We start from the raw sequence: 26643 nt of genomic DNA, 5'->3' as shown, positions 1-26643 counted from the left end.
GAAGACTGGATGTCGCATTTTTTCATCAAGCGCCCCATCCTCGCGTGGGTGATCGCGATCGTCACCGTGCTGGTGGGGCTGTATGCGCTGACGCGGTTGCCGATTTCGCGTTATCCCGATATCGCGCCGCCGTCGGTGGATATCGAGGCCAGCTATCCGGGCGCGTCGGCCGAGACCGTGGAGGAATCGGTCACGCAGATCATCGAGCAGAACGTGACCGGGCTGGAGGGGCTCAAGGACATCGTCTCCACCAGCGACCGTTACGGCAACGTCACCGTCAGCCTGACCTTCGTCACCGGCACCGACCAGGATTTCGCCCAGATCCAGGTGCAGAACAAGCTGCAGCAGGCCACCCCGCTTTTGCCGCAGATCGTGCAGCAGCAGGGGATTTCCGTCACCAAGGCCAGCGGCGCGCGCCAGCTGGTGGTCGCCTTCGTCTCCACCAACGGCAATCTGCGCACGGATGAAATCGACGATTTCGTCGCCACCACCGTGTTCGATTCGCTCAGCCGCGTGCCCGGCGTGGGCACCGTGCAGTTGTTCGGCTCCAAGCGCGCGATGCGGATCTGGCTGGACGCGGACAAGCTCAACTCGTACAAGCTCACCCCCGCCGACGTGTCGGCGGCGGTGCAGGCGCAGAACTCGCAGGCCTCCATCGGCCAGCTCGGCGACACGCCGTCGGTGCAGGGCCAGCAGCTCAACGCCTCGGTGATCGCGCTGGGCCGGCTGCGCACGCCGGAGCAGTTCCGCAACATCATCCTGCGCAACGAAAGCGGCAGCGGCGCCAGCCTGCGCCTGGGCGACGTCGCCCGGGTCGAACTGGGCCGTGCCGACTACAGCCGCCTGGCGCGCTACAACGGCAAGCCCACCTCGGGCATCGGCATCACCCTGGCCAACGGCGCCAACTCGCTGGCGATGGTGGAAGGCGTCAAGGCCCAGCTCGACCGGCTCAAGCCGCAGATGCCGCGCGGGCTGACCGCGGTGTTTCCGTTCGACACCTCGCCCTACGTGCGCATGTCGATCCACGGCGTGGTCGAGACCTTGTTCGTGGCGATCTTCCTGGTGTTCGTGGTGATGTACCTGTTCCTGCAGGACATCCGCGCCACCCTGATCCCGACCATCGCCGTGCCGGTGGTGCTGCTGGGCACCTGCATCGTGCTGGCCGTGGTCGGCCTGTCCATCAACATGCTGACCATGTTCGCGGTGGTGCTGGCGATCGGCCTGCTGGTAGACGACGCGATCATCGTGGTCGAGAACGTCGAGCGGCTGATGCACGAGGAAGGGATGACGCCGGTGGAGGCGACCTCGCAGTCGATGAAGCAGATCACCGGCGCGCTGATCGGCATCGCCTCGGTGCTGTCGGTGATCTTCATTCCGATGTCGTTCCTGCAAGGCTCGGCCGGGGTCATCTACCGGCAGTTCTCGATCACCATCGTCTCGGCCATGGTGTTGTCGGTGATCGTCGCCATCGTGCTGACCCCGGCGCTGTGCGTGACCTTGCTCAAACCCTATGACCCGGCCGCGCCGCGGCGCCAGCGCGGGTTCTTCCATTGGTTCAACACCAAGTTCGACCAGGGCGGGCGGCGTTACGAGGGTTTCATCGCCGGCATGCTCAAGCGGCCGCTGCGCTGGGTGGCGGTGTACCTGGGCCTGGGCGTGCTGATGGCGGTGCTGTTCTTCCGCCTGCCGACCGCGTTCCTGCCCGCCGAGGACCAGGGCTATCTGCTGACGATGGTGCAGGGCCCGGTCGGCGCGACCCAGGCGCGGACCTTGAAGGTGCTCGACCAGGTCGAACACATCTTCCTGAAAGACGAGAGCAAGGCGGTGGCGGCGACCTTCACCGTGGCCGGCTCCAACTTCAGCGGCAAGGGCCAGAACGCCGGATTCGGCTTCATCCAGCTGCGCGACTGGAGCGAGCGCAAGCCCGCCGAGCTCGGCGTCAAGGCGGTGCAGCAGCGCGCAGCCAAGCAGTTGTCGAAGATCACCGACGCGCGCGTGTTCGCCTTCGCGCCGCCGCCGGTGGTCCAGCTCAGCGATTCGGTCGGTTTCGATTTCTATCTGCAGGACAGCTACGGCCAGGGCCACAAGGCGCTGACCGCGGCGCGCGACAAGTTCCTGGAGCTGGCGGCCAAGAGCCCCTTGCTGGCCAACGTGCGCGCCAACGGCCAGGACGACACGCCGCAGCTGTACATCAACATCGATCCGCAGAAAGTGGCCTCGCTGGGGCTGTCGATGAGCGATGTCGAGGACATGCTGTCGGTGGCCTGGGGCGGGCGCTACATCGACGACTTCATCGATCGCGGCCGGGTCAAGCGCGTGGTGATGCAGGCCGACGCGCCGTTCCGCATGCGGCCGGAGGATTTCGGCCGCTGGCACGTGCGCAACAAGCAGGGCGAGATGGTATCGGTGGCGGCGTTCGCGACTTCGCGCTGGGAACACGGCCCGCCGCAGCTGGAACGCTACAACGGCGTGTCGGCGATGAATCTCAACGGCGAGGCGGTAGAAGGCCTGAGCACCGGCGAGGCGATGCAGGAAGTCGAGCGCCTGGTCGCGCAATTGCCGCAGGGCTTCGCCGCCGAGTTCGTCGGCCAGTCGTTCGAGGAGCGCGAAGCGGTGTCGCAGGCGCCGCTGCTGTATGCGCTGTCGCTGCTGGTGGTGTTCCTGTGGCTGGCGGCCTTGTACGAAAGCTGGTCGATGCCGGTGGCGATTTTGCTGGCGGTGCCGCTGGGCATCATCGGCGTCGTCGTGTTCACTTTCATGCGCGGCATGGAGCGCGACGTGTACTTCCAGGTGGCGGTGTTGACCACGGTCGGGCTGACATCGAAGAACGCGATCTTGATCGTCGAATTCGCCAAGCACTATGTCGAGCAGGGCAAGTCGCTGATCGAAGCCACCGTGCTGGCCGCGCACAGCCGCCTGCGCCCGATCCTGATGACCTCGCTGGCGTTCGGTTTCGGCGTGTTGCCGCTGGCGGTCGCGACCGGTGCCGGCGCCGGCGCTCAGCGCGCGATCGGCACCGGCGTGTTCGGAGGCATGCTCGCCGGCACCTTCCTCGGCGTGATCTTCATTCCGCTGTTCTTCGTGCTGGTGCAGCGGGCGTTCCACAGCTTCCACCGCACCGCCGCGGCGGCGCCGGCGGCGCAGTAACGCCGCCCACGCGGCGACCGCTACGCGCGGTCGCCGCGGCTCAGGCTTGCGCCGCGTCCAGGCGGGTCGCGATGCGTACCTCGCCGGTCAGCACCTTGTGGATCGGGCAGGCGTTGGCGATCTGCAGCAAGCGCTCGCGCTGTTCTTCGCTGAGCTCGCCGAGCAGGCGGATGTTGCGTTCGATATCGGTGCCCGCGGCCGGCTTGCCGTCGGGATTGAAGCGCAGCGCGACTTCCACTCCGGCCAGCGGCCACTGCTTGCGCGCGGCGTACATGCGCACGGTGATCGCGGTGCAGGCGCCCAGGCTGGACAGCAGCAGGCGCTCGGGCGAGGGAGCGCTGTCGCCGCCGCCGAGCTCGGCCGGTTCGTCGGCCTGCCAGGTGTGGCCGCCGTCGTCGATGAAGGTCACCACGAAGGGCGTGGGTTCGGTGCGGGCGTTGACGGTGGCGACGGGCATGGCGGTCCTTGGGGGATGCGGCGTTGGGGCCGCTTGCGCTGACCTTAAGGCGGGCTTGCGGTTGGCGCTAGCTGGTGTTGCCGCACGGATAGTTTCATCGGCGGGTGTTGCTGAGCGTCGGTAACAGGACCGCTGCCAACAGAAGTGCGCATGAAGCCCCTCTCCCGCTTGCCACCCAAGGTGACTTCCTACGGGGCGCGGGAGAGGGGTTGGGGTGAGGGTGTCCGGCCAGCGGTGAGGCTTCCTTAAGAGCAAGAGCATTCGCGCCTGCGGCGCTCATCCCTCACCCCGGCCCTCTCCCGCAAGCGGGAGAGGGAGAGGGAGAAGGAGATCGCCGAGGCTGCCAACAGAAGTGCGCATGAAGCCCCTCTCCCGCTGGCGGGAGAGGGGTTGGGGTGAGGGTGTCCGGCCAGCGGTGAGGTTTCCTTAAGAGCAAGAGCATTCGCGCCGCGGCGCTCATCCCCTCTCCCTCTCCCTCTCCCTCTCCCTCTCCCGCAAGCGGGAGAGGGAGAGGGAGATCGCCGAGATCGCAGCGCCTCGGCATGACATTCGACAGGGGCCGTGCGCAGCCGCGTTGCCGATCATCGACGCTCCCTCCCCCGAAGGACGCCCGCATGAACGCATCTCGCCTGCCGCTCGCCCTGAGCCTGATCCTCGCCGCGCTGGCCGCCAACGCGCAGGTCGTCGGCGTTGCAGTGGATTCCAAGGCGATCCTGGTCGATGGCCAGAGCGCGATCGCGGCCAAGCCGGCCGGCGATTCGGCGGTGTTCTTCAAGCTCGATGGCGGCGAGTTGCTCAAACTCGGCGAAGTGAAGCTGCCGACCAGTTACCTGGGCCCGCCCGAATCGCTGGCGGTGTCCGCGCGCGGCGATCTGGCGCTAGTGGTGTCGTCCTCGCGCGTGGATGCGGCCGATCCGAAGGCTTACGCCAACGACGACACGCTGTCGGTGGTCGATCTGTCCGGCAAGACCCCGCGCCTGAGCCAGACCTTGGCGCTCGGCGTGCGGCCGTCCTCGGTCAAGTTCCATCCCGGCGGCGCGATGGCGGTGGTGGCGTCCAATCCCGACAACGCGCTGGTGTGGCTGTCGATCCGCGACGGCAAGGTCGCCATCGCCGACAAGCAACCTCTCGAGGCAGGGCGCGGGCCGCTCACCGTCTCGTTCCCGGCCGACGGCAAGCACATGCTGGTCGCCCAGGCCGACGCGCAGCGCGTGTCGTTGTATGCGCTGGAAAACGAGCGCATCAAGACGCCGCCGATCCGCGACATGGTCGCCGGCGTCACGCCGTTCACCGTCGCCTATTGCGGCGACAGCGGACTGGCCGTGGTCGGCAACTTCGGCATTCCCGATGCCGGCAACGGCGATATCGACACGGTCAGCCTGATCGACACCACCGGCGCCAAGCCGCGCGTGATCGACACCGTCGCGGTCGGCTCGGCGCCGGAAGACGTCGCCTGTTCGCCCGACGGCCGTTACGCGGCGACGACGGTGCAGAACATGAGCAACCGGCCGAAGGATCATCCCTTCTATTCGCCGAACAGTCTGGTGGTGCTGCTGAAGCTCGAAAACCGCCGGCTGCGGCGCGTGGCCGAAGCGCCCATCGGCGCCTGGGCCGAGGGCCTGGTGTTCGGCGAGGATTCCAGGACCGTGCTGGCGCAGAGCATCGACGATCGCGCGCTGCATGTGCTGAGGATCGACGGCGATACGCTCAAGCCGGCGCGCGCGCCGATCGTGTTCGGCAACGGCGCGCCGGTGGGGATCGGCATCGCCGGGCGTTGAGTTCGAGCTGCGGCGATAGCTTTAGGTCTTTTGTGGGAGGGGCTTCAGCCCCGATGCTCTTGGCTCAAATCGCCTTGAACTTTCCGCGGATCTCACCGAAAAGCATCGGGGCTGAAGCCCCTCCCACAAAAGACCTCCAAGCCGCGTCGGCCGGCGCCTTCATCAAAACCATTCTGCCCGCATCGCATGCGCGCTGGGCTCGGCCTCGCTCACCAACTTCGCCGCCAGTTCCACCTGCGGCAATTCATGGGCGAAGAAGAACCGGCAAGCCTGCAGCTTGCCCTGATAGAACGCGGTATCGGCTTCGCTGGCAGTGGCGAGCGCGTTTTGCGCGATCGTCGCCTGACGCAGCCACAACCAGCCGATGACGACATGGCCGAGCAGGGTCATGTAATGCCCGGCGTTAGCCAAACCCAGGCGCACTTCGCCGGCGGCCATGCGCTGGCCCACCGCCGCGGTGGCGGCGCCGGCCAGTTTCGCCGCGGCGCCCAGTTGCGCGGCCAGCGCCTGCAATTCCGGTAACGCGGCGGCTTGCGCGCAGCTCGCGCCGATCTCGCGCAACAGCAGCTTCAACGCCGCGCCGTTCTGCATCATCGCCTTGCGTCCGAGCAGGTCCAACGCCTGGATGCCGTTGGTGCCTTCGTGGATCGGATTGATGCGATTGTCGCGATAACACTGTTCGACCGGATACTCGCGGGTGTAGCCGTAGCCGCCGAGAATCTGGATCGCCAGTTCGTTGGCCTTGAGCGAGTAATCCGAACCCCAGGCCTTGATGATCGGCGTCAGCAGATCCAGCAGCAGCGCGCTTTCGCCGCGCACGGTGTCGTCCGGATCGAGCGCCTGATCGACCAGCAGCGCGGTGTAGAAGCCCAGCGCCTGCGCGCCTTCGACCCAGCATTTCTGCAACAGCAGCATGCGCCGCACGTCGGCGTGCTCGATCAGCGGCAGCGGCGGCGAGGCCGGATCTTTCTGGTCCGGATGACGTCCCTGGCGGCGTTCGCGCGCGTACTGCAGCGAATACAGATACGCCGCGCTGCCTTGCTGCACCGCGCCCAGGCCGACGCCGATGCGTTCCTCGTTCATCATGTGGAACATGTACGTCAGACCCTGATGCGGCTGTCCGACCAGATAGCCGTGGCAGTCGCCGGACTCGCCGAACTTGAGGAAGGTGTTGACGCTGCCGCGCTGGCCCATCTTATGGTTCAGTCCGGCCAGACTGACATCGTTGCGCGGCCCGCGTGCGCCGTCGTCGCCAACACGCCAGCGCGGCACGATGAACAGGCTGATGCCGCGCACGCCGGGCGGCCCGCCGGGAATCTTCGCCAGTACCAGATGCACGATGTTTTCCCCGAGTTCGTGGTCGCCGGCGGAGATCCACATCTTCGCGCCGCTGATGCGATAACTGCCGTCGGCCTGCGGTTCGGCCTGGGTCTTGATGTCGGCGAGCGAAGAACCGGCCTGCGGCTCGGACAGGCACATGGTGCCGTAGTAGCGGCCATCGACGATCGGCTTCATGTACAGCCGTTTCTGTTCGTCGCTGGCGTAGGCCTCGAGCAGATTGGCCACGCCGCGCGCCAGCGCCGGATAGGCGACGGTGGACGGGTTGGCCGCGGAGAACATGCAGTCGCACACCGCGCCGATCACGAACGGCAATTGCATGCCGCCGTCTTCGAAGTCGGCCAGCACCGCCATGAAGCCGGCTTCGTTGAACGCCCGCAGGCTTTCGCCGATTTCCGGGATCAGCTCGACCCGGCCATCGACCATGCGCGGTTCGTTGAGATCGCTCTTGCGGTTGTGCGGCAGGAACTTGCTCACCGCCAGTTGATGCGCCAGTTCGATCGCCGCGTCGAAGGTCTCGCGGCCATGCTCGGCGAAGCGTGGATAACGCGCGAGGCGCTCCACCTCGAGCAGTTCGTACAGCATGAAATCCAGATGGCGGCGGTCGATCAGCGGACTGGAACTCATGCTTGCGCTCCGGCAGTGGGTGAGTCATTCTTTACATGTGACTCATCAGGAGTCAATCCGGGAATTCGTCCAGGCCATGCCCAAGTCGCCCGCGCGCAAGCCCGCCGCCCCGCCGAAAGGCCCGTCCAAGCCGGTTTCGGCCAAGCGCGCCGCGGTCCAGGCCAAACCCGCGCCGGCCCAGACCCGGCTCGAGCAGGCCTTGCGCGAATCCACGCCGCGCCGCGCCACCCCGCTGGACCTGTTCCGCGCCGCGCGCCGCGGCTGGATCGCGGGCGAGCGATTGGACATCGGCGCATTGGCCGCCGAATTGGGCATCGGCCGCGCCACCGCGTTCCGCTGGGTCGGCAGCCGCGAGCAACTGCTCGGCGAAGTGGTGTGGTCGCTGTGCGAGCCCTTGCTGCAACAGGCCGCGGCGGCGACCTCCGGGCGCGGGCCGCGCCGCGTCGCGGCGATCTGCGAATACGCGATCCGGGCGATGCTGGTGTATCCGCCGCTGCGCCGTTTCATCGAGCAGGACGCCGAATTCGCCCTGCGCCTGCTGACTTCGAAACAAGGGCCGGTGCAGGAGCGGGTGATCGGCCAGGTGCGCGAACTGCTGCGCCATCAGGCCGATCAGGGCGCGCTGGTGCTGCCGCTCAATGTCGACACCTTGTCGTATCTGATCGTGCGCTTGTGCGAGTCGTTCCTGTACGCCGATGTGATCAGCGGGCAGCGCGTGGATGCGGCCGAGGCGGGGTTGGCGATCGAGTTGCTGTTGTCGGGCAAGGTCGAGCCGCGGGCGAAGGCGTCGCCGAACGATCCGGGCAAGACTTCATCGCCGCGCCGCCGTGGCGGCGGTGGAAACAGTCGGGCATAGTTCGCGCAGTCATTCCCCGGTCTGGCTCGCATGAATCAAGATCCCTATCGCGCTCCTTCCTCGACGGTCCCTGATTCCTCCCGGTCGAAGTGGAGCCTTTGCGTGGCGATCCTGGCTTTCGTGCAGGTGCTGCTGGCGCTTCTGGGCGCGCCCTCGATGCTGGAGATGGTGAGCAGCGGCGATGTCTCCATGGTGCTTTTCGGCGCGTACTGGCTCGCCACGGCGAGCTTGCTGGTCGGCGGGGCGATGCTGTTGTGGCGCAAGCCGCTCGCGGCGATGGTCTTGTGCGCTTTGTCGGCGTTGGGCATGAGCGCGGCATTGATCGATTGGCGGCCGCTGTTGAGCATCACCGGCTTCGGCATCGCGCTGGTAGGAGCGCTGGTCGCTCTGAGCGTGATCAGGCGGGGGCCGGCCGCTCAGGTCTGATGCGCGCGCGGCCGGCGTCGCGGGGAATCTCCTGCGCGGGCGGGGCGCATAAGATATCCGTGTCGCGGCCGGCGACCGTCATCCAGGGGGAGTCCATGCGTTGTGTACTTTATTGCGCCGTGCTGGCGGTCGCGCTGTTTCCATTCGGCCATGCCAAGGCGCAGATGCCGATGATCATCAACGATGCGATCGCGGCGACGGTCAGTTCCGAACGCGCCGCGGTGAAGATCGATCCGGCGCCCGAGGGCCAGGCGCAGATCGTTTTCTATCGCAAGCGGCCGTTTTTCGGCAACAAGGAAATCTTCGCCCTGAGCGAAGGCGGCAACGAGTTCGCGCAGCTGCGGTTCGGCCAGTACGCGGTCCATGTCATCGAGCCGGGCACGCGCCAGTTCGCGCTCGCGGCCGGCGGCGAAGCCTTGGAGTTGCAGGCGCAAGCCGGCCAGACTTATTACGTGGAAGGCGAATTGGTCAAAGCCGAGGGCGGCAAACGCCAGAGCCTGAAGCGGGTGGACGAGGACCAGTTCCGCAAGGTGTCGTTCCAGTTGATGAAGCTGGAGACGAAGGCGGCCGAGTGATTCGGGTTCGCGCCCTCTGTCCGGCCCAAGGCAGTCGCCTGGGGCCGCAAGCGGGAGAGGGCGCAGCCGCGCCTTACTGCAAAGTCACCGCCAGATCTCGATTCGCCGCCGCCTCGTTGCCGCTGTAATCGCGGGCGGTAATGCGCAAGGTGTAGTCGCCCGGCTGCAGTTCGCTCGGCAGCCATAGTCCGGCGCTCAGCTGGCCGTCGCGCACGGTGTTGGTCAGCAGGTAACGGAAGCGGGTGATCGCGCTGCCGTGCACGGTGATGCCGCTGTCGGGCGCGTACACGGTCTTGGTCGCGTCGGCCTGCGAGGGCAGACGATTGAATTCGATGTTCATGCGCGGGCTTTCATAACCCGGCAGCGGTTGTCCGGCCGAGTCCAGCCACTGATAGCCCAGCGCATACAGACCCAGCCGCCGGCGCGGCAGATTGTCGTCCACTTGGTCCCAGGCTTCGGCGACGATCTGCAACCCCGACAAAGCGCGCGACACCAACACGCGGCCCTTGAGCTTGGTGCGCAGCGGCTGCGCCAACGAGTCGAGCAATTCGATGCGCTCGATGCGCGGCGGGTAGTGATCGGCGTAATGGCTGAAGTCCAGGCTGATCGCGTTGCGCTCGTAACCGGCGGCGCCCAGGCTCAGGTGCACGTGCGCCATCGCGTTGATGGTGCCCAGCACATCGCCGGCCTTGAAGCGGGTGCCGCGCAGCAGGCGCATGCGTTCGATCTTGCCGGCATCGTCCATGATCGACTGGAACCGCGCCGGATCGATCGGCTCGCCCTGCGCGGTGCGGCCCACGCGCATGTGGATGTAGCTGATCTGATCCAGCGCCGCGCCTTCGCCGAGATTGCCGAAGCCCCAGGCGCTGGACGGATTGCTGACCTTCGCATCGGCGATCGCCAGCACCTGCTGGCCGATGTCGCCGCGGATGTCGAGGCCGCCGTGCAGATGGTGGCGGCTTTCGTGTTGGCCGTCGCCGCGCACTTCGCCGAGCGTGCCGACCACTTCGTGCCAGCCGTCCTGCGGCTTCAGCGGCCAGCGTCCGGCGGTGAAAGGCAGCGGGTCCTGCGGCGACGGCCCGGCCACGCTGGCGATCGGTTGCGCCGCGGCCGGGGCGATGCGGTGCACGCGATAACTCGCCGCGTCGGTCACGTACACCGCGCCGTCGCGATCCAGCGTCATCGCCGCCGGCAGCGACAGCCGTTGTTCCTGCGCCTGTCCGGTCAGCACCGTCCAGTTGCCGTCGGGGCGGATCTGAAAGGTCAGGCCCGAGAGCATGTCGCCGACGTACATCACGCCGTCGTGGGCGATCGCCAGCGCCGACGGCCGATACAGCGGATTGCCGCCTTCGCTGTCCGGCACCAGGGTGAGAGTGATCACGTCGCCATCGGGTTCGACCTTGCGCAGTGCCTTGTTGCGCGTGTCGGCGACCCACAGCAGGCCCTGCGCATCCAACGCCAACGCAGTCGGCGTGTCGAAGCGCGCGATCGCCGCGGCGCCGTCCAGGAATCCGGGCTTGTCGCCGCCGGCCAGGGTGCTGACGGTGCCGTCGGGCTGGATCACGCGGATGCGGTCGTTGTAGGTGTCGGCGACGAACACGCGGCCGCGCTGATCCACGGCGACGCTGATCGGGCCATTGAACTGCGCCTGCGCGCCGGGGCCGTCGCGATAGCCGGCGATGCCGGTGCCGGCCAGCGTGGTGACCGCGCCGAGTTTGGAAATCTTGCGGATCGCATGATTGCCTGTATCGGCCACATACAGATTGCCCGCGCTGTCCAGCGCCAGCCCCGACGGCGTACTGAACGCCGCGGCGGTGCCGACGCCGTCGGCGAAGCCTTCTTTCGAGCCGGCCACCGTCGCCACGCTGCCGTCGGGGCGGATCATGCGGATGCGGTTGCTGTCGCCGGCATCGCTCAGATACAGCGTGCCGTTGCCGCTGCGTACCAGCCCGTAGGGATCGGCGAAGCGCGCCTGCGCGGCCGCGCCGTCGCGCAGGCCGCGCACGCCGTCGCCGGCGACCTGTTCCAGTTGCGCGATCCAGCCGATCGGCGTCGGCGCCGGCGGCGCCGCGACCGTCGCGATCAGGCGGCGGGTGCCGGGTTCGAACACGAAGGTCGCGGCGAGCGCCGCGACGGTGAGGCCGGCGGCGAGCCAGATCCAGGTTTTGCGGGTCATGCGGTTCCTTGGCGCGTGGACGGCGCCGTCGCGGCGCTGTCCTCCTGATCATGATTCTAAGTCACGCCATCGAACGAGCGCCGTCATCGCTCCCCGCCAACGCGGTCACGGTGAGCGCAAGCGACGCGATCGGCCGCCTGCGCGCAACGCAACGCGACTTCACGCCGCCGCGCCGCCCCAGGCCGAGTACACCAGCCGCGCGACCTGCGCATGCACCGCATCGCGCGCGGCGTCGTCGAGCTTGGCGGTCTGCAGATAACTCACGATCAGGATCGGCGCGCGCCCCGGCGGCCAGACGATGCCGACATCGTTATTGGCCTCGCCGGCGGTGCCGGTCTTGTCGCCAACCCGCACGCCCGCCGGCAGGCCCGCGCGCAGGCGCTTGTCGCCGGTCTTGTTCGCGACCAGCCATGCGGTCAGCTGTTCTCTCGATGCCGGCTTCAGCGCATCGCCGAGCAGCAGCGCGCGCATCGTCGCCACCTGCGCCAGCGGCGAGCTGGTGTCGCGCGGATCGTCGGCCGCGCCGCGGTTGAGCTCGGGCTCGGTGCGATCGCAACGGGTGACGGTGTCGCCGATATCGCGCAGAAACCGTGTCAACCCCTGCGGTCCGCCGACCAGCGGCAGCAGCAGGTTCGCCGCCGGATTGTCGCTGAGCGTGGTGGTGGCTTCGCACAACTGCGCGACGGTGGCGCTGGAGCCCACCAGCGGCTGGGTGAACGGCGCGTGCGAGATCATGTCGGCGGCGGTGATCGGAACCTTGCGATCCAGCGTCAGCTTGCCCAGTTCGACCTGACGCAACACCGCCGCGGCCAGCAGGTACTTGAACGAGCTGCACATGCGAAAGCGCTCATCGCCGCGCCACTGCATGCTCTGGCCGCTGCCGGTGTCGATCGCGGCCACGCCGAGGCGGCCGCCGGTGGGCTTCTCCAATGCGCGCAGGCGGGCGTTCCAGTCGGGCTCGTGCCCGGCCTTGGGCGCGGCGGCGCCGAACGCGGCGCCGGTGCCGGCGGCCAACAGCAGGCCGCTGGCGCATTGCAGAAAGTGACGTCGTTGCATCGGGGGATCTCCTTCGGGGCGAGCCTGGATTATTCGCAGCCGCCGCGGCGCCGACAAACGAGGATTTCTCGCGGCAGGCAAAAGAAATCCTTGCAGCACCTGCAACCGCGGCGGCGGTGCTGGCATCAACACCTGTCAACATCCTGCGAGCGCCCGCATGAACGCCAGTACCGCCTGTGTCGTCTACGCCTCTTTGTTCGCCGTGGTCGCAGCGCCGCTGGCGTTCGCGCTGTTCGGCCTGCTGCGCCGCGAGCGCGGACCGGTGCCGCCGCGCGCGCGCTGGGATTGGCGGCTGTCGCTCAACTCGGGCCTCATGTATGCGTTCAGCTTCAGCCTGATCTTCTTCATCCAGGAATTGTTCCTGGTGCTGCCCAAGGCCTTGACGCCGGGATTGAAGGCGACGCTGTTCCACAACAATCATCATTGGGACGGCGACAACCCGCTGGCGCGGTTGTTCCAGGGCACCGGCGCGTTGGCGATCCTGCTGACCGCGATCGGCTTCAGCCTGTGGTTGAAGCTGCGCCCGCCGCGCTCGGCGAGCTTGCGATTGTTCGTACTGTGGACCGCCTTTCACGGCTTCTTTCAATCGCTGCCGCAGGTGGTGGTGGGCGCGGTGATTCCGCAGAACGATGTCGGCATGGCCTTCGACTATCTGCAGTTGAGCGAGGCGACCAAGCTGGTGCTGGCCGGCATCGCCTTGCCGGTCATCGTGATCCTGGCGACGCGTTTCGCCCGGCCGCTGCTGGAGTTCGCCGCCAACGCCGGCGATGTCGCCACGCCGCTGCGCCGCAGCGGCTTCATGCTGCGCACCGCGACCTTGCCGGCGTTGCTGGCCCTGCCGGTGATCGTCGCGATGCGGGTGCCGGGCAGTCTGGATCAGGTCGCGATCGTGCCGGTGGCGGAATTCGTGATCGGCGTGTTCTGGCTGCAGGCCTATGCCTGGTTCGCCAGGCCGCAGCGGATCGGACAGGTCGAATCCGCGCCGTCGGCATTGGGCGCGGCGCTGATGGTGGCGGCGCAGTTGCTGATCTTCCAGTTCGCGTTGCGGCCGGGGATCGCGTTCTTCTGAGCGGGCGATCCTTGCCTACCGGCCGCAGGCTTCCGCCTTTGCGCCCGCCGCTGGCGTCGCCGCGCGCGCGGGCGCGAACAGCGCCAGACTCAGCGCGGCCAGCACCCACACGCCCAGGCCGCCGTACCACAGCACCCAGCCGAAGCCGTGGACCAACGCCTCGCGCGCTATCTCCTGCACCTGACCCGGCAAACGCAGGGCCTGCGCCGCGCTCAAATCGCCCGCCGCCACCCGTCCGGCCAACGCGCGCAACTGTGTGCCGTCGAGCGCGGCTCCGTACACCGAGCGCAGATGCGCGGCGATGCCGGCGATCAGGATCAAACCCATCAACGCGATATTGATCGCCAGCGTGATCAGCCGCGCGCTCATGTCGATGCCCGAGGCCATGCCGGTGCGCGAGGCCGGCACCGATCCGGTCGTGGTGTTGCTGACTGGCGTATTCGTAAGGCCCAGGCCGCAGCCGGCCAGCAGGGCGCCGGGCAGCATGGTGATCCAGCTCGCATCAGACCGCGCGCTGCCGTAGCGCATCGCCAGGAAACCCAGGCCGATCGCGAACAGGCCCAGCGGAATGATCCAGCCCGGGCGATAGCGCGCCGACCAGCGCTCGGCCAGCGGCGGCATCGCCAGCGTCGGCAAGGTGTAGGCCAGCAAAGCCAGACCGGCGGTGACGGTGTCGTAGCCCAGCGCGCTCTGGAAATAGATCGGCAGGTAGATCATGAACGGCCAGAAGCTGAAGTTCATACCGATCGAGCCCATGATCGCGCCGGAAAATTCGCGGATGCGGAACACGCCGAAATCGAACATCGGATGCGGATGGCGTTTTTCCACCCGCACGAACGCGATCAGGCTCAGCACGGTGAGCGCGAGCACGCCCAACAGCAGCGGATCGGCATAGCCCGATTCCGGCGCCTGGGTGATGTAGTAGGTCAGCCCCAGCACGCCCAGCGACAAGGTCAGCAGGCCGGCGCGGTCGAGCTTGTGCGATTGCGCTTCGCGCGATTCCTGCGCGCCCAGCGCGATCAGCGCCCAGGTCAGCAGCGCCAGCGGCGCGTGCACCAGGAACACCCAATGCCAGTTCGACAGCGCCACGATCGCGCCGCCGATGATCGGCCCGAAGCCCAGCCCGGCGCCGAACACGATGCCGAACACCGCGAACGCGCGGCTGCGTTCGCGGCCGTCGCGGAACTGATGCGAGAGGATCGCGAACTGGCTGGTCAGCATCGCGCCGCCGGCCAGCCCTTGCAGGAAACGTCCGCCGATCAGCACCGGCATGCTCTGCGCCCAGCCGCACAACAGCGAAGTCAGGCCGAAGGCGATCGTGCTGATCACGAACACGCGGCGACGGCCGTAGCGGTCGGCGAGGGTGCCGGCGGCCATCAGCACGGTGGTGCAGGCCAGGGTGTAGGCGTTCATCACCCACTGCATGTCGCGCAGGTCGCCGTGCAGTTGCTGCTCCAGGGTCGGCAGGATCACCGGCACGCTGGAGATTTCCAGGCCGAACATCAGCGCGGCCAGGCTGACGGCGGCCAACGCGAGGGTGTTTCGGGCGGCGGGGGACAAGGTCATTGCGGCGTCCTTCGTGAAAGCGGCCGAGGGCGGCGGCCACGGCGCGGCGTCGCCGCGCACGCCGGGGCGGCGCGGTTCGGGATTAGGCAAGCGGGAGGGGCGGCGGCTGTCGTGGCAGGGGCTTGCGCCCCGGCGCTTTCGATCCGATACCAATTAAATGCAAGCGCTGATCGAAAGGCCCCGGGGTGCAAACCCCTCCCACGAAAGCGGCGGTGGCGAGTCGATGGCGATCATTCTGGCCAAACCCGACTCATGAGGGAAATGATTAAATTTTGTAGGGTCTATTAATCGCAATCATCAATCGACGTATGCTGACGGCATGGACCTGGACCCGACCCTGCTGCGAACCTTCGTCGCCGTGACCGAATCCGGCGGCTTCACCCGCGCGGCCGAGCGCCTGCACCTGACCCAGTCCGCGGTCAGCCATCAGATCCGCCGCCTGGAGGAACAGCTGGGCTGCTCGCTGCTTCACCGCACCACGCGCCGGCTGACCCTGACCGAGGACGGCGAAGACTTCCTGCGCCACGCCGAACAGATCCTGCAATCGCTGGACGCGCTGTCGCGGCGCTTCCAGCCCTCGCCGATCACCGGCGTGGTGCGATTCGGCGTGCCGGAAAATTTCATCGGCGACCGCCTGCCCAACCTGCTGTGCCAGTTCACCCGCGCGTTCCCGGCCGTGCGCATGGACATCAGCGTGAGCATGAGCATGGACCTGCGCCAGATGGTCGATGCCGACGAGCTCGATCTGGCCGTCGTCATCGCATTGCCCGGCGGCGCCGCCGACACGGTGCTGCGGCGCACGCGTTTCGTCTGGGTCGCATCGGACACCTTCGACGTCGCCCCCGGCCGCTCGCTGCCGTTCGCGTTTTTCCCCTCGCCGTGCATCAACCGCCAGATCGGCGTGTCCGCGCTCGACGGCACCGATGTGGAGTGGCACGTGATGTTCACCTCGCCCAGCTCGCAAGGCTTGAACGCGGCGATCTCCGCGGGCCTGGGCATCACCGTGATGATCGAGGACGACGTCCTGCCCGGCATGCGCATCGTCGACGGCCAATACGGCCTGCCCTCGCTGCCGCCGGCCGAATTCGTGCTGCTGCGCCGGCCGGGCGGGTGCACGCCGGCGGTGGCGGAGTTCGGCAAGTTGGTGTTGGAGTTGCCGTAACTTTGCGCGGCCGGTTCGTGCGGCGGTTGATTCGGCGATGAAGCATCCGCGGCCGTTCGTACGAAACCGGCCCGCGTAGGCATACATTCGACCTTGCCGATCCAGCGCTCAGACCATCGCGATTGTTGTATCGTTCCGCGAGCTTCCAGGGACAGGGACAGAATCGATGGCGTTCGATCAAGACACTCGCGTCTGGGACGATTTCCTTCAGGCCTGGCCGATCGAGCGTCTGCGCACGATGACGCTGCCCGAATACGCCACCGCCGGCGACAAGAACAGTTTCGTCTACTGGATGGAAAGCCGGCTGGACGGCCTGGGCAGCATCTGGGGCGGATCGGCGTTCAAGTTCGGCATTTACTCCCGCGTCGCCGCCACCGCTATCGCCACCACGGCGGCCGACGACGATCTTTCGCGTGCATACGACGGCCAGTACGGCTGGTATCGCAAGTTCGGCCGGACCGCGGCCGAGGCCTTCGAAGCGGTCAGGCGCGAAGTAATAGCCGTGGCCACGGCCGCGCGCGATGGCCGGCTCGAGGACATCGACGCCAGCCCGTTGGGCGAGGCGTACCGCTGGAAAATCGCCTTTCACTATCAGTCCCGGCAGTCGCCGCAGATCGTCTGCGTCTACCTGCGCAAGCCGTTGCTGGGATTTCTCGGCCTGCCGGCGAACAGCCGCCGCGAATTGCCGCAAAGCCGGCTGTATCGCGACATCGCCGCGCGCCGGCCGCAGTCCGAGTCCATCGTCGCCTTCAGTCATCGCTTGTGGCGGGAGTGGGCGCGCAACAATCCCTACGCGATCAAGCTCACCGACGGCGCGGTGCGCAACGGCTATCTGACCCTCAATCTGGTGTCGGCGCCGTTTCCCGAAAACATGCGGGGTGGCTTAGGCGACGAGGAACATGGCGAAGTCGCGCGCTTCCGCACCGACACCGGATTCGAATTCGAGTCCGACATCCGCGCGTCGAGCGACACCCGTGGCCGCCTGCGCAAGCGCTTGAACCGTTATTTTTCCGACGCGGACATCAAGGCCGGCGACATCGTCCACATCTCGCCGGAAGCCGAAGGGCGCTACCTGATTTCGCGCCAGCTCCCCGCCGTGTCGCCTGTCCGCAACCGAGTCGCCGAGCCGCCTTTCGAAAGGACCCCGATGATGAGCAAGCCGCCCCTCAATCAGATTCTGTTTGGCCCGCCGGGCACGGGCAAGACCTATCACGCGATCGACAAGGCGTTGGAAATCCTCGCTCCGGACCTGTTGGCCCAACATGCCGCCGACCCGGGCGGGCGCGCAGTCTTGAAAAAGCGTTTCGACGAATTGGTCCACGACAAGCTGGTGCAGTTCGTGACCTTCCATCAAAGCTTCAGCTACGAGGATTTCGTCGAAGGAATCCGCGCACATGCGCCGGTCGATGGCGGCGCCCTGCGTTATGAAGTGGACGATGGCGTATTCAAATCGATCTGCGCCGCGGCCGCCGGCGCGAAGATAGCCAGGAAAGCGCAGGCGCCGTTCGACCTTTCCGGTAAGCGCATCTGGAAGATGTCGCTCGGCAACAGCCGGGGCAGCGATTCGTACATCTACGAGGAATGCATCAAGAACGGCATCGCGCTGCTGGGGTACGGCGACGGCATCGACTTCAGTGGTTGCACTACCCGGGCCGAGGTCTACCAACGCTTCCTGCGCGAAGGCCAGAAGGTGGAGTCCGGCGATTACGCCGTGACCGCGGTGGCGACGTTCCTGCTGCGGATCAAGCAGGGCGATTTGCTGGTCGTCAGCGACGGCCTGCAGAAGTTCCGCGCCATCGGTGAGGTCATCGGCGATTACCGCCCGGTTCCGCGCGAGGGCGACGAGTACACGCAATGCCGCGCGATCCGCTGGCTGCGCGTCTACGAGCCATCCTTGCCGCTCGATCAGCTGATGCACAATCAGTTCAGCCAGATGACGATCTACCAGTTGCACGACGGCTCCATAGACCGCGACAAGCTGGAGCAGCTGCTGGGGCTGCAGGGCGAAGCGCAGCCCGGCGCGCGGCCGCACGTACTGATTATCGACGAGATCAATCGCGGGAATATCTCGCGTATTTTCGGCGAGCTGATCACCTTGATCGAGCCGTCCAAGCGCGTCGGCGAGGACGAGGCGCTGGAGGTCATCCTTCCCTATTCGAAGGAGAGGTTCGGGGTTCCGGGCAATGTCCATTTGATCGGAACGATGAACACCGCCGACCGCTCCCTGACCGGGCTGGACATCGCCCTGCGGCGCCGCTTCGAGTTCTTCCGAGATGCCGTCGCGGCCCGAGTTGCTGTCTGCGATCGTCGTGGAAGGCGTCAATATCGGCGAGATGCTCGCGGTCATGAATCGGCGCATCGAGGTTCTGCTCGATCGCGACCATCACCTGGGGCATGCGTATTTCATGGCGCTCGACAAGGAGCGCAGCCTGTCGCGTCTGGCCGCCGTGTTCCGCAATCAGATTCTGCCGCTGCTGCAGGAATACTTCTTCGAGGACTGGGAACGAATCCGCTGGGTGCTCAACGATCAGAACAAGGCCGAAGGGCATCGATTCATCATCGAGCCCAAGCGGTCGGTCGAAGGCCTGTTCGGCAGCACGACCGATTTGGCCGCTTGAAAACCGGATCTGGCAGGTCGATACGGAAGCGTTCGGCCAGGCCGACAGTTATCGCGGCATCATCGCGGTCTGACCATGGCCGCTCTGGTCACTGTCCGCGAGTACGCGCGTCTGACCACCGGCGCGGCCGCGGGTTCCCTGGACGAAGCCGCCGTTCCCGTCGCTGTCTTCGACTGGCTGTGCGCGGAAAGCGAACGCCTGCGCGCATCCGGCGCGGCCCTGGTGCAACTCGAGGGTCGGCGTTGGCTGCGATTGGACAATTATGTCGGTGTGATCGAGGCGCCGTGCGGCACCCGCATCGAGATATTGCCCAAGCACGTCGACGGCCAGGATGAGCAGGCCGTCGCTGCCGCCCGCAATCTGTTGTGCAAGATGCTGTCGCGCTGCCTCAATCTGAGCCCGCGCGAAAGCGCCGCGACGCATTTGCGTACCTTCGATGCGCCGCTGACCGAATGGGTGATGCGGCAGTTTCTCGAAGGCCTCGACCATCTGATCAAGCGCGGCATACGCTTCGATTACCGCGCCGTGCGCGAGCAACAGCGCTATCTGCGCGGTCGGCTGGATGTCACGCGGCAGCTGCGGCAACCGCCCGGACGCGAGCACCTGTTCCAGATCGAGCACGACATATTCGATTGCGACCGAGCGGAAAACCGCTTGCTGCGCAGCGCGCTCGACCGGGTCTGCAAGCTGACCGGCGACCCGCGCAATTGGCGCTTGTCGCGGGAACTCGCCAGCTATCTGGCGGCGGTGCCCGTCAGCGCCGATCACGCCACGGATTTTCGCGACTGGCGCGAGGATCGCTTGATGGCCCACTACCGGCCGTTGAAGCCCTGGTGCAGCGTGATTCTCGGCGGCCACAGTCCGCTCGCCGTCGCTGGAGCATGGCGCGGCCTGAGTTTGCTGTTCCCGATGGAACGGGTGTTCGAGCGCTATGTCGAGGCATGTCTGCGGCGCCAGTTGCCGGCCGACACCGCGGTCAAACCCGGCGCGTCCTCGCGTCACCTGTGCCGCCACCGCGAGCGCGACTGGTTCCAGCTCAAGCCCGATTTCCTGCTGTCGCGCCGCGATCGCAGCTGGGTACTCGATACCAAGTGGAAACGGCTGGACGTCTCGCGCGGCATGGCCGGCGAGAAGTACGGGCTGGCGCAATCGGATTTCTATCAGCTGTTCGCCTATGGCCGGCACTATCTGGACGATCGCGGCGAGTTGTTTCTGGTCTATCCGAAAACCGTCGACTTTCACGCGCCGCTGGAGGAGTTCGTCTACTCCGACAGTCTGCGCTTGCGGGTACTGCCGTTCGATCTGGAACGCGACATCGTGCTCGGCCTGGACGAGCGCTTGTCGTAGCGCCTTTGCTCGCGCTTGCCTGGCAGACCAGGCCGTCGCCGGTCCGGTCCGGGCCGACGTCCTGGCGGCCACCGTCGGAGGCTCGGCCGACCCAGGGTTCACCGCGCCGATGAGCCCGTCCGTGCCGGCCCCTCCGTGGCGGGTATGCCCGGGCAGGCGCGCCCGCCTCATCGTCCGAACCCCGTCGGCCGGCGCTTCCGCTTCCGCTCCGCGCCACAAATGCCCAACGGCCGATAGACCCATCACGCCCTCCTGGCTAGTATCGGCCGGACCATCCGAGGGCCTCCCCATGAAGTTCCCAATCGCCACCCCGTTGGCGGTGCTCTGCGCCGCCGTCCTTTCGATGCCGGCCATCGCCGCCAAGCCGGCCAAAGCGCCGAAGGCGCCCAAAGCCCCCACCTTCGACACCAAGCGCCTGTCGGAGGAAGTGAAGGTGCTGTCCTCCGACGAGTTCGAGGGCCGCGGCCCGGCCACCGCCGGCGAGACCAAGACCATCGACTACGTCGTCGCCCAGCTTAAGGCGGCCGGCGTCCAGCCCGGCGGCGAGCTCAAGGACGGCAAGCGCCTGTGGACCCAGCCGGTGCCGCTGCTGCGCGCGGAAATCGCCGGCACGCCTAGCTTGTCGGTGTCGGTGAAGAAGAAGGCCCGCGCCCTGACCCAGGGCAACGAGATCGCCGTGCGCGCCGCGCTCGACGGCTCCACCAACGTCGCCATCAAGAACGCCCCGCTGGTGTTCGCCGGCTACGGCATCACCGCGCCCGAGCGCCAGTGGGACGACTTCAAGAACGTCGATCTGAAAGGCAAGATCGCCATCGTCCTGATCAACGACCCGGACTTCGAATCCGGCCAGGGCGACTTCGGCGGCAAGGCCATGACCTACTACGGCCGCTGGACCTACAAGTTCGAAGAGGCCGCGCGCCGCGGTGCGGTCGGTTTGCTGATCGTGCACGAGACCGATCCGGCCTCCTACGGCTGGGCCACGGTCAAGAACTCCAACACCAACACCATGTTCGACGTGGTCCGCGACAAGCCCGGCGCCTCGCACCCGACCATGGAAGGCTGGATCCAGCGCGACTTCGCCGTGAGCCTGCTCAAGAGCGCCGGCCTGGACTTCGACAAGCTCAAGAAGCAGGCGCAGACCCGCGAGTTCAAGCCGGTCACGCTGAAGAACGTCACCCTCTCGGCCAACTACGTGGTCGACAGCGCGGTGATCACCTCGCAGAACATCGTCGGCCGTATCGAAGGCAGCAAGAAGCCCGACGAGACCGTCATCTACAGCGCGCATTGGGATCACCTGGGCGTCGGCCAGCCCGATGCGAAGGGCGACAAGATCTACAACGGCGCGGTGGACAACGCCACCGGCACCGCGGCGCTGATCGAAATCGGCCGCGCCTTCGCCAAGGGCAAGAAGCCGCAGCGCTCGGTGGTGCTGCTCAACGTCACCGCGGAAGAAAAGGGCCTGCTGGGTTCGGAGTACTACTCTGCGCGTCCGCTGTACCCGCTGAGCAAGACCGTCGCCGTCATCAACATGGACGCGCTCGATCCGACCGGCCCGTCGCGCGACTTCACCACTTCCGGCAGCGCCAAGCAGGAGCTGCTGGATGAGCTGATCGCCACCGGCCAGCGCTGGAACCTCAACTACGTCACCGACCCGAAGCCGGAAGCCGGGCACTTCTTCCGCTCCGATCATTTCCCCTTCGCCAAGCGCGGCGTGCCGGCGGTCTCGTTCGGCTCGGGCGAAGACAAGGTCGATGGCGGGCAAGCCGCGGGCAAGGCCGAGCAAGAGGCCTACACCCGCGATCGCTACCACCAGCCCGCCGACCAGTGGGAGTCCAGCTGGACCTTCACCGGCATGGCGCGCGACCTGCAGGTGCTCTACACCCTGGGCAACGATCTGGCCAATTCGAACCGCTGGCCGAACTGGAGCCAGGATTCGGAGTTCCGCGCGGCGCGCGATGCGAGCGCGGCCGACCGCGGCGCCAAGTAACACGGTTCAATCGCGCCGGCCGATGCCGGCGCGATGCTGGACGTCGCGGCCGCGCCGGAGCTCGCCTCCGCGCGGCCGCGTTCGTTTCCGCCCGCAAGGGCGACACCCGCCACGGACAGGCCCCCCGATATGACCGCGCAAACGCCCCACGTCCTGCTCAACGAATGCGAGGCCCTCGACTTCGACGGCCTGCACCTGCGCAACGTACTGCTGTGCGACCCCGACGCGCCCCGGCAATGGGGCGATCTCTACCGCGCGCGCGCGCAGGCCACGCCCGACCGGCGCTTCCTGTGCTCGGCGCTGTGGGCCGGCTACCGCTGCGTGTATCGGGTGGACGCCGACGCGCGGATCTCGCTGGTCGCCTTCGACTACCCCTTCCATGAGGGCCGCCCCGCCGACATCGTCAACGAAGCGATGCCGGGCGACTTCTGGCTGTGCATGAGCGAACGCTTCGGCGGCCCCGGCGCCTACGTCCCGGTGAAAGACGGCCAGGTACAACCGCGCGAGCACTGGTTGTTCGAACTCGAACACGGCCACCGCTACGTGCTGGGCCGCGACCTGAAACCCGGCGAATGGCCGCCGCCCTTGCCGAGCCGGCACGAACTCGCCGAACGCTCGCAAACCTGCAGCCTGCTGGTGCGCGCCGTCGGCGGCCTGCTGTTGGCCGAACACAAGCTCTACGTCGACCGCAACATCGCCCGCACCCCGAGCTACCTCGCCGACCACGCCCCCGCCAACGCCGTATACGTTCGCCTGTCCGCCGGCTCGCACACGGTGACGTTGCGCGAGTGGGACCCGGAGAAGCCGAATCGGATGGAATCGGCGACGGTGGGGTTCGATCTTGATTCGGGGGAGGGGGTGGAGATTGTCGCCAGTCAGGCGGAGGGGCGGTTGTGTTTGGAGTTTGTTTCGCGGGTTTGATGGGGGAGGCGTAACTCCGGTATGGAATCAGTAGTCGCGTTCCAACGTCCAAAGATAGAGCGGTGACGGAAAACGCGACGACAGCTCGACGATATCCTCGGGCGTGGCGCCATCCACATAGCTGTGAACGGCGATGAGCTGTACCTCATCCGGTGAAACCGGTGACCAGCATTCGAGTCCGAGCTGCGCCAACGTCGGCGGTCGCGAGAGCACATCCAACGCAGCGCCATAGGTGGATTTGCCACCGAGCCAGCGCTCGCAGACCACCTCGACGGAATCCGCTTTGAAGATAATCAATGAAAAATCGGTTGGCATGTCGCGCTCCTATCTACCCGGCGGCGATCCCGGACCGCCGCAGTCTCGCAGGTCTCAGCCGGACAATGACATCACACCGGCAAGTTATGCCCAATCCGTGACAACACTACCGTCGGATCGACCAGGGTGAAATCGCGAATCATCCATGGCCGATCCTCGGGTGCGCCGATGTCCACGCCGAAGGTCTGCGCGATGTTCTGCTCGGCCAGATGCCGCCACCAATCGTCGGCGTTCTCCACCAGCAGATGCATCTGGAAGTTCTGCGCGTGCTGGGCGAGGTAGAACTTCTGCAACAGGGAACTGCAGTCGCCGTGATGGACGTAGGCCAGATCGTCCGACGACCACGGAATGGCGAAACCGATCGCGGTGTAGAAGCGTTTCGACAACTCGAAGCCGCGGGCTGGCACGAAGACTTTGGCTTCGACGGTTCGCAGGTTGAGCGCGGTCATGGGCGGACGATCGGCTGAGAGTGTTCTGTTGATCGTAGACGATGCCGGGTCGATGCGAATGCGTTGGCGATACACCCAGTCCGCTGCCTTCGCTAAGTCGCCTAACATCGCGCGCCAGGCGGGGTAGAAAAGTGCCCGCTCCATACTCGGAGCGGGCACCGGCAACTCAGTTGAAAACGTAACCCTGAATGCCTTCGTTCACCACGTTCGATCCGCCTTCGCAGTTGGCGTGCACGGTGTCGAAGTGGTCGAACCAGCCTTGGCCGTTGTTGTACAGGCAGCGGTACAGGGGAATGGTGCCGGGGATGTTGGTCGATGCGATGTAGCCGTTCTGGCCCCAGGCGCCGGGATGACGTTGCTGGCCTTCGCAGTTGGGATCGGTCGAGGTGAAGTCGTCGCGCTGGCCGACGATGTTCGGATTGGTCAGGAAGCAGCTGTACAACGGATGCGAGCCATCGAACGGCGTGCTCGATACCGAGCCCGATGCGCCTTGCAGGGTGTAGGAAACCGAGCCGTACGGCGGGATCAGGCTGGTCCAGTGCAAGCGGCGAAAGCCCGAATCGACGTAGCGGTTCAACGCTACGAGAGTCACGCCCGCGGGCGCCGCCGCGCGGACGTTGAGGCCGGCGTGGGCGTTCTGCGCGTAGGCGGGGGAAGCGGCGATCAGGGCCATCGACAGCGCGGTCAGGCCCGCGAGTTGCTTAAGCATCGTCTTCATTCGTTCAAGTTCCTTTTGTGAGTGATGCGAACGCATCGGGGCGTTCGCGGTGCAACAGCTAACATGGATCGATCGCGTTCATCACCGCGCGGCGCGCTTCGGGCGGATGCGGCAAAGCGGATGTTTCGCTGTGTGCGTTCGTGATCGCATCGAACGCGGAAATTCGACAGGTTGCAGCGCATGCGCTGTAGGCCTTGCGGCGATTGGCCGCGGGTGTTTGCGGCTAGCGCTCGCGGGCCCGTTTGTCGTCGCCGTTTCGTTTCGCAGTTACGTTGGACCCAGGCGTCTGTTCGCCGGGAAAGGCGGCGCCGTGAACCCGCCGGCCCCAGCCAAAACCCGCGAATCTGTGGCCGCAGTCGCATAACCACACGGCCCGCGATCTGGTTGTGATTGACTCCCCGGTCACGGCCGGCGTATTGCTGATCAGCAGGCCGCCGCGAGCGCGCGGTTCACACCGGCGCCATGGTCCGGCACTGCGGGGATTTATCGCTTGCACCAACACCTACGAGGGACTGTATGAAGAAGTTGATCGGAACGACCATCGTCAAGTCGCCTGTCAGCCTGGCCATTGCCGCGCAGCAGCAGGTCAGCCAGAACCAGGCGCCGGCGCCGACGCCGGAAGAGAAGGCGATCCTGGATCTGCTCGCCAAGTAAGCGGCGAGGGTGTGAGCGAAGCGGCGCGGCTCAGGCCGGGCCGCTTCGTTTTTGCGAACCCATGGCGCAAGGAGCGCGGGCATGATTCCGTTGGAACGCGAGCGGTCGCTGGCCGGGGCCGAGCGAGTGGTGAGGGCCTTTATCGCCCAGCAAGGCTGGAGCGCGCGCATCGACAGCAGCGACACGGGGCTGCAAGGCGCGCTGTGCATGGTGCACGACGCCGACGGCGAGGCCATCGGCAGCGGCTTCGGCAAGGGCGAGCCCGAGGCGGCGCGGGTCGGCGCGTTGTACGAGGCGGTGGAGCATATCTACGCGAACAGCTGTGCGCCGCAAGAACGCGTGGAATTGCGCGCCGCCACGCAACTGTTCGCCGATCCGCGGTATGCCGCGTTGCCGTTCGTTGCCGAGTTCGGCCGGCAGGCCTCGCGGCAACTGAGTTGCCTGTGCTATCGCCGGTTTTTCGATGAAAGCGATGGCGACGCGCTCGCCGTGCCGGCGTTCCTGTGCCGGCCCAATGCGCTGGCGGATCTGTTGCCGGGCGACGACTTCGACTACGCCAGCGTGATCCGCTACGGCTCCAACAGCGGGACCGCGATCGGCGCCAGCCTGGAAGAAGCGGCGGTGCATGCGATCGGCGAACTGATCGAACGCGATTCGTGGTCGTTGTTCCTGCTCGCGCATTACCTGGGCGATGCTTCGAGTTTCGGCGCCTGGGTCGATCCGGGCTCGCTGCCCGAATCGGTCGCGGCGGTGCACGCGGCCGCGAGCGAACAACTGGGTCGCGAAGTGTTGTTGATCGATGCGACCAGCGATCTCGGCGTGCCGGCATTCATCGCCACCACCGATCGCATCCTTGATGGCGAAGCGGTATTCCCGAGTGGGTACGGCGCGTCCTTGTACGCCGGCCATGCGGCGATCCGCGCGCTGACCGAACTGGTGCAGACGGTGCTGGTGGGGCAGCGTCTGGCCACCGTGGGTGAGTACAGCCGGCAGGTGCTGCAGGCGCTGAGCGAGTATCCGAAGCTGCGCGCCTGCGCTTATTTTCAGGTGGAGCGTCAGCGCATGCGGCAGACGGACTGGTCGTACCCACAACGCGAGCGACAGCCGCCGTCGGCGTTGCTGCGAGAATTGATCGTCACCCTGGCCGGGCGCGGCATCGACGTGCATCACTTGGTCCATCACCGCGAGGGCGATGCGTTCTGCGTGGTCAGTTGCGTATCGCTGGAGCTTGAGCGCTTCCTGCTGGTCACCACCGGCATGGTGATGGCGCCGGGGCGGCGCGGCATGGCGTTGCTCACGGGCGGGTTGCCTGTGCGCGCGATGCGCGATGCGTCTGTCGAGACATCGGCGGGATAAGCGCGAACCCGCTGGTGCGATGTCCGGGCATCTGCTCGGCTAAAG

Annotated in this window: 21 protein-coding genes; 13 read left to right on the top strand and 8 right to left on the bottom strand. The window is 66.6% G+C overall.

All coding sequences use genetic code 11. The features are described from left to right. Positions 1 to 9 precede the first annotated feature (9 nt). Entirely contained in the window at positions 10 to 3147 is a 3138-nt protein-coding gene (locus tag LG3211_RS19920; RefSeq protein WP_057944351.1) for an efflux RND transporter permease subunit, read from the top strand. A gap of 40 nt (positions 3148 to 3187) precedes the next feature. On the opposite strand, the gene LG3211_RS19915 is transcribed toward LG3211_RS19920, so the two are convergent. Further along, the gene (locus tag LG3211_RS19915; RefSeq protein ID WP_057944350.1) at positions 3188 to 3604 is read right to left on the bottom strand and encodes an OsmC family protein; all 417 of its coding nucleotides are present in this window, start codon (positions 3602 to 3604) and stop codon (positions 3188 to 3190) included. Positions 3605 to 4218: 614 nt separating this feature from the next. Here LG3211_RS19915 and LG3211_RS19910 point away from each other — a divergent pair. After that, complete coding sequence (locus LG3211_RS19910; protein ID WP_057944349.1) at positions 4219 to 5382, top strand: lactonase family protein; 1164 nt, start codon at positions 4219 to 4221, stop codon at positions 5380 to 5382. A gap of 162 nt (positions 5383 to 5544) precedes the next feature. Here the strand turns inward: LG3211_RS19910 and LG3211_RS19905 are convergent, their stop codons facing one another. Then, a complete protein-coding gene (locus LG3211_RS19905; protein WP_083512687.1) occupies positions 5545 to 7347 on the bottom strand; it encodes an acyl-CoA dehydrogenase in 1803 nt (600 codons plus the stop codon). A 76-nt stretch (positions 7348 to 7423) separates the two neighbouring features. Between LG3211_RS19905 and LG3211_RS19900 the strand changes: the two genes are divergently transcribed. From LG3211_RS19900 to LG3211_RS19890, 3 genes are read left to right on the top strand one after another with little or no spacing between them, the layout of a single operon-like run. After that, on the top strand, positions 7424 to 8203 hold the full coding sequence (locus LG3211_RS19900) for a QsdR family transcriptional regulator (protein ID WP_057944348.1): 780 nt from the start codon (positions 7424 to 7426) through the stop codon (positions 8201 to 8203). A gap of 30 nt (positions 8204 to 8233) precedes the next feature. Beyond that, entirely contained in the window at positions 8234 to 8629 is a 396-nt protein-coding gene (locus LG3211_RS19895; protein WP_148649032.1) for a hypothetical protein, read from the top strand. Next, positions 8629 to 9204 carry a hypothetical protein gene (locus LG3211_RS19890; protein ID WP_148649031.1) on the top strand — a complete coding sequence of 192 codons (576 nt, stop codon included), beginning with the start codon at positions 8629 to 8631 and terminating at the stop codon, positions 9202 to 9204. Before LG3211_RS19895 ends, LG3211_RS19890 begins: the two co-directional genes overlap by 1 nt. Before the next feature lie 73 nt (positions 9205 to 9277). Here the strand turns inward: LG3211_RS19890 and LG3211_RS19885 are convergent, their stop codons facing one another. After that, positions 9278 to 11380: an NHL repeat-containing protein gene (locus LG3211_RS19885; RefSeq protein WP_057944345.1), complete on the bottom strand. Its 2103-nt coding sequence runs from the start codon at positions 11378 to 11380 to the stop codon at positions 9278 to 9280. 159 nt (positions 11381 to 11539) lie between these two features. Further along, the gene (bla, locus tag LG3211_RS19880) at positions 11540 to 12436 is read right to left on the bottom strand and encodes a class A beta-lactamase (RefSeq protein WP_057944344.1); all 897 of its coding nucleotides are present in this window, start codon (positions 12434 to 12436) and stop codon (positions 11540 to 11542) included. Positions 12437 to 12593: 157 nt separating this feature from the next. On the opposite strand from bla, the gene LG3211_RS19875 reads away from it, so the two are divergent. Then, on the top strand, positions 12594 to 13505 hold the full coding sequence (locus LG3211_RS19875; protein WP_057944343.1) for a hypothetical protein: 912 nt from the start codon (positions 12594 to 12596) through the stop codon (positions 13503 to 13505). A gap of 15 nt (positions 13506 to 13520) precedes the next feature. On the opposite strand, the gene LG3211_RS19870 is transcribed toward LG3211_RS19875, so the two are convergent. Next, positions 13521 to 15071 (bottom strand): MFS transporter, encoded by a 1551-nt coding sequence (locus LG3211_RS19870; RefSeq protein WP_057945622.1) that lies wholly within the window; start codon positions 15069 to 15071, stop codon positions 13521 to 13523. 319 nt (positions 15072 to 15390) lie between these two features. On the opposite strand from LG3211_RS19870, the gene LG3211_RS19865 reads away from it, so the two are divergent. The 5 genes from LG3211_RS19865 to LG3211_RS19840 all read left to right on the top strand — a co-directional run bounded on the left by LG3211_RS19865 (position 15391) and on the right by LG3211_RS19840 (position 23106). After that, complete coding sequence (locus LG3211_RS19865) at positions 15391 to 16233, top strand: LysR family transcriptional regulator (protein WP_057944342.1); 843 nt, start codon at positions 15391 to 15393, stop codon at positions 16231 to 16233. A 166-nt stretch (positions 16234 to 16399) separates the two neighbouring features. Continuing rightward, positions 16400 to 19186 (top strand): AAA family ATPase, encoded by a 2787-nt coding sequence (locus LG3211_RS25030; protein ID WP_237049780.1) that lies wholly within the window; start codon positions 16400 to 16402, stop codon positions 19184 to 19186. Further along, entirely contained in the window at positions 19158 to 20198 is a 1041-nt protein-coding gene (locus LG3211_RS19850; protein ID WP_237049779.1) for an McrC family protein, read from the top strand. Before LG3211_RS25030 ends, LG3211_RS19850 begins: the two co-directional genes overlap by 29 nt. Positions 20199 to 20541: 343 nt before the next feature. Next, positions 20542 to 22185, top strand: coding sequence for a M28 family metallopeptidase (locus LG3211_RS19845; RefSeq protein WP_057945621.1), 1644 nt, complete (start codon positions 20542 to 20544; stop codon positions 22183 to 22185). Positions 22186 to 22314: 129 nt separating this feature from the next. Beyond that, a complete protein-coding gene (locus LG3211_RS19840) occupies positions 22315 to 23106 on the top strand; it encodes a hypothetical protein (protein ID WP_057944338.1) in 792 nt (263 codons plus the stop codon). Positions 23107 to 23133: 27 nt separating this feature from the next. On the opposite strand, the gene LG3211_RS19835 is transcribed toward LG3211_RS19840, so the two are convergent. The 3 genes from LG3211_RS19835 to LG3211_RS19825 all read right to left on the bottom strand — a co-directional run bounded on the left by LG3211_RS19835 (position 23134) and on the right by LG3211_RS19825 (position 24588). Next, on the bottom strand, positions 23134 to 23421 hold the full coding sequence (locus LG3211_RS19835) for a hypothetical protein (RefSeq protein WP_057944337.1): 288 nt from the start codon (positions 23419 to 23421) through the stop codon (positions 23134 to 23136). 71 nt (positions 23422 to 23492) lie between these two features. Beyond that, complete coding sequence (locus LG3211_RS19830; protein ID WP_057944336.1) at positions 23493 to 23870, bottom strand: VOC family protein; 378 nt, start codon at positions 23868 to 23870, stop codon at positions 23493 to 23495. Between the two features lie 166 nt (positions 23871 to 24036). Then, positions 24037 to 24588 (bottom strand): hypothetical protein, encoded by a 552-nt coding sequence (locus tag LG3211_RS19825; RefSeq protein ID WP_057944335.1) that lies wholly within the window; start codon positions 24586 to 24588, stop codon positions 24037 to 24039. Positions 24589 to 25104: 516 nt separating this feature from the next. On the opposite strand from LG3211_RS19825, the gene LG3211_RS26545 reads away from it, so the two are divergent. Further along, on the top strand, positions 25105 to 25242 hold the full coding sequence (locus LG3211_RS26545) for a hypothetical protein (protein ID WP_187313057.1): 138 nt from the start codon (positions 25105 to 25107) through the stop codon (positions 25240 to 25242). An 81-nt stretch (positions 25243 to 25323) separates the two neighbouring features. After that, on the top strand, positions 25324 to 26598 hold the full coding sequence (locus LG3211_RS19820) for a YcaO-like family protein (RefSeq protein ID WP_057944334.1): 1275 nt from the start codon (positions 25324 to 25326) through the stop codon (positions 26596 to 26598). The last annotated feature ends 45 nt before the right edge of the window (positions 26599 to 26643 follow it).

This window comes from Lysobacter gummosus (assembly GCF_001442805.1).
Classification (GTDB): Bacteria; Pseudomonadota; Gammaproteobacteria; order Xanthomonadales; family Xanthomonadaceae; genus Lysobacter; species Lysobacter gummosus.
This window is presented reverse-complemented; position numbering and strand designations above follow the sequence as displayed.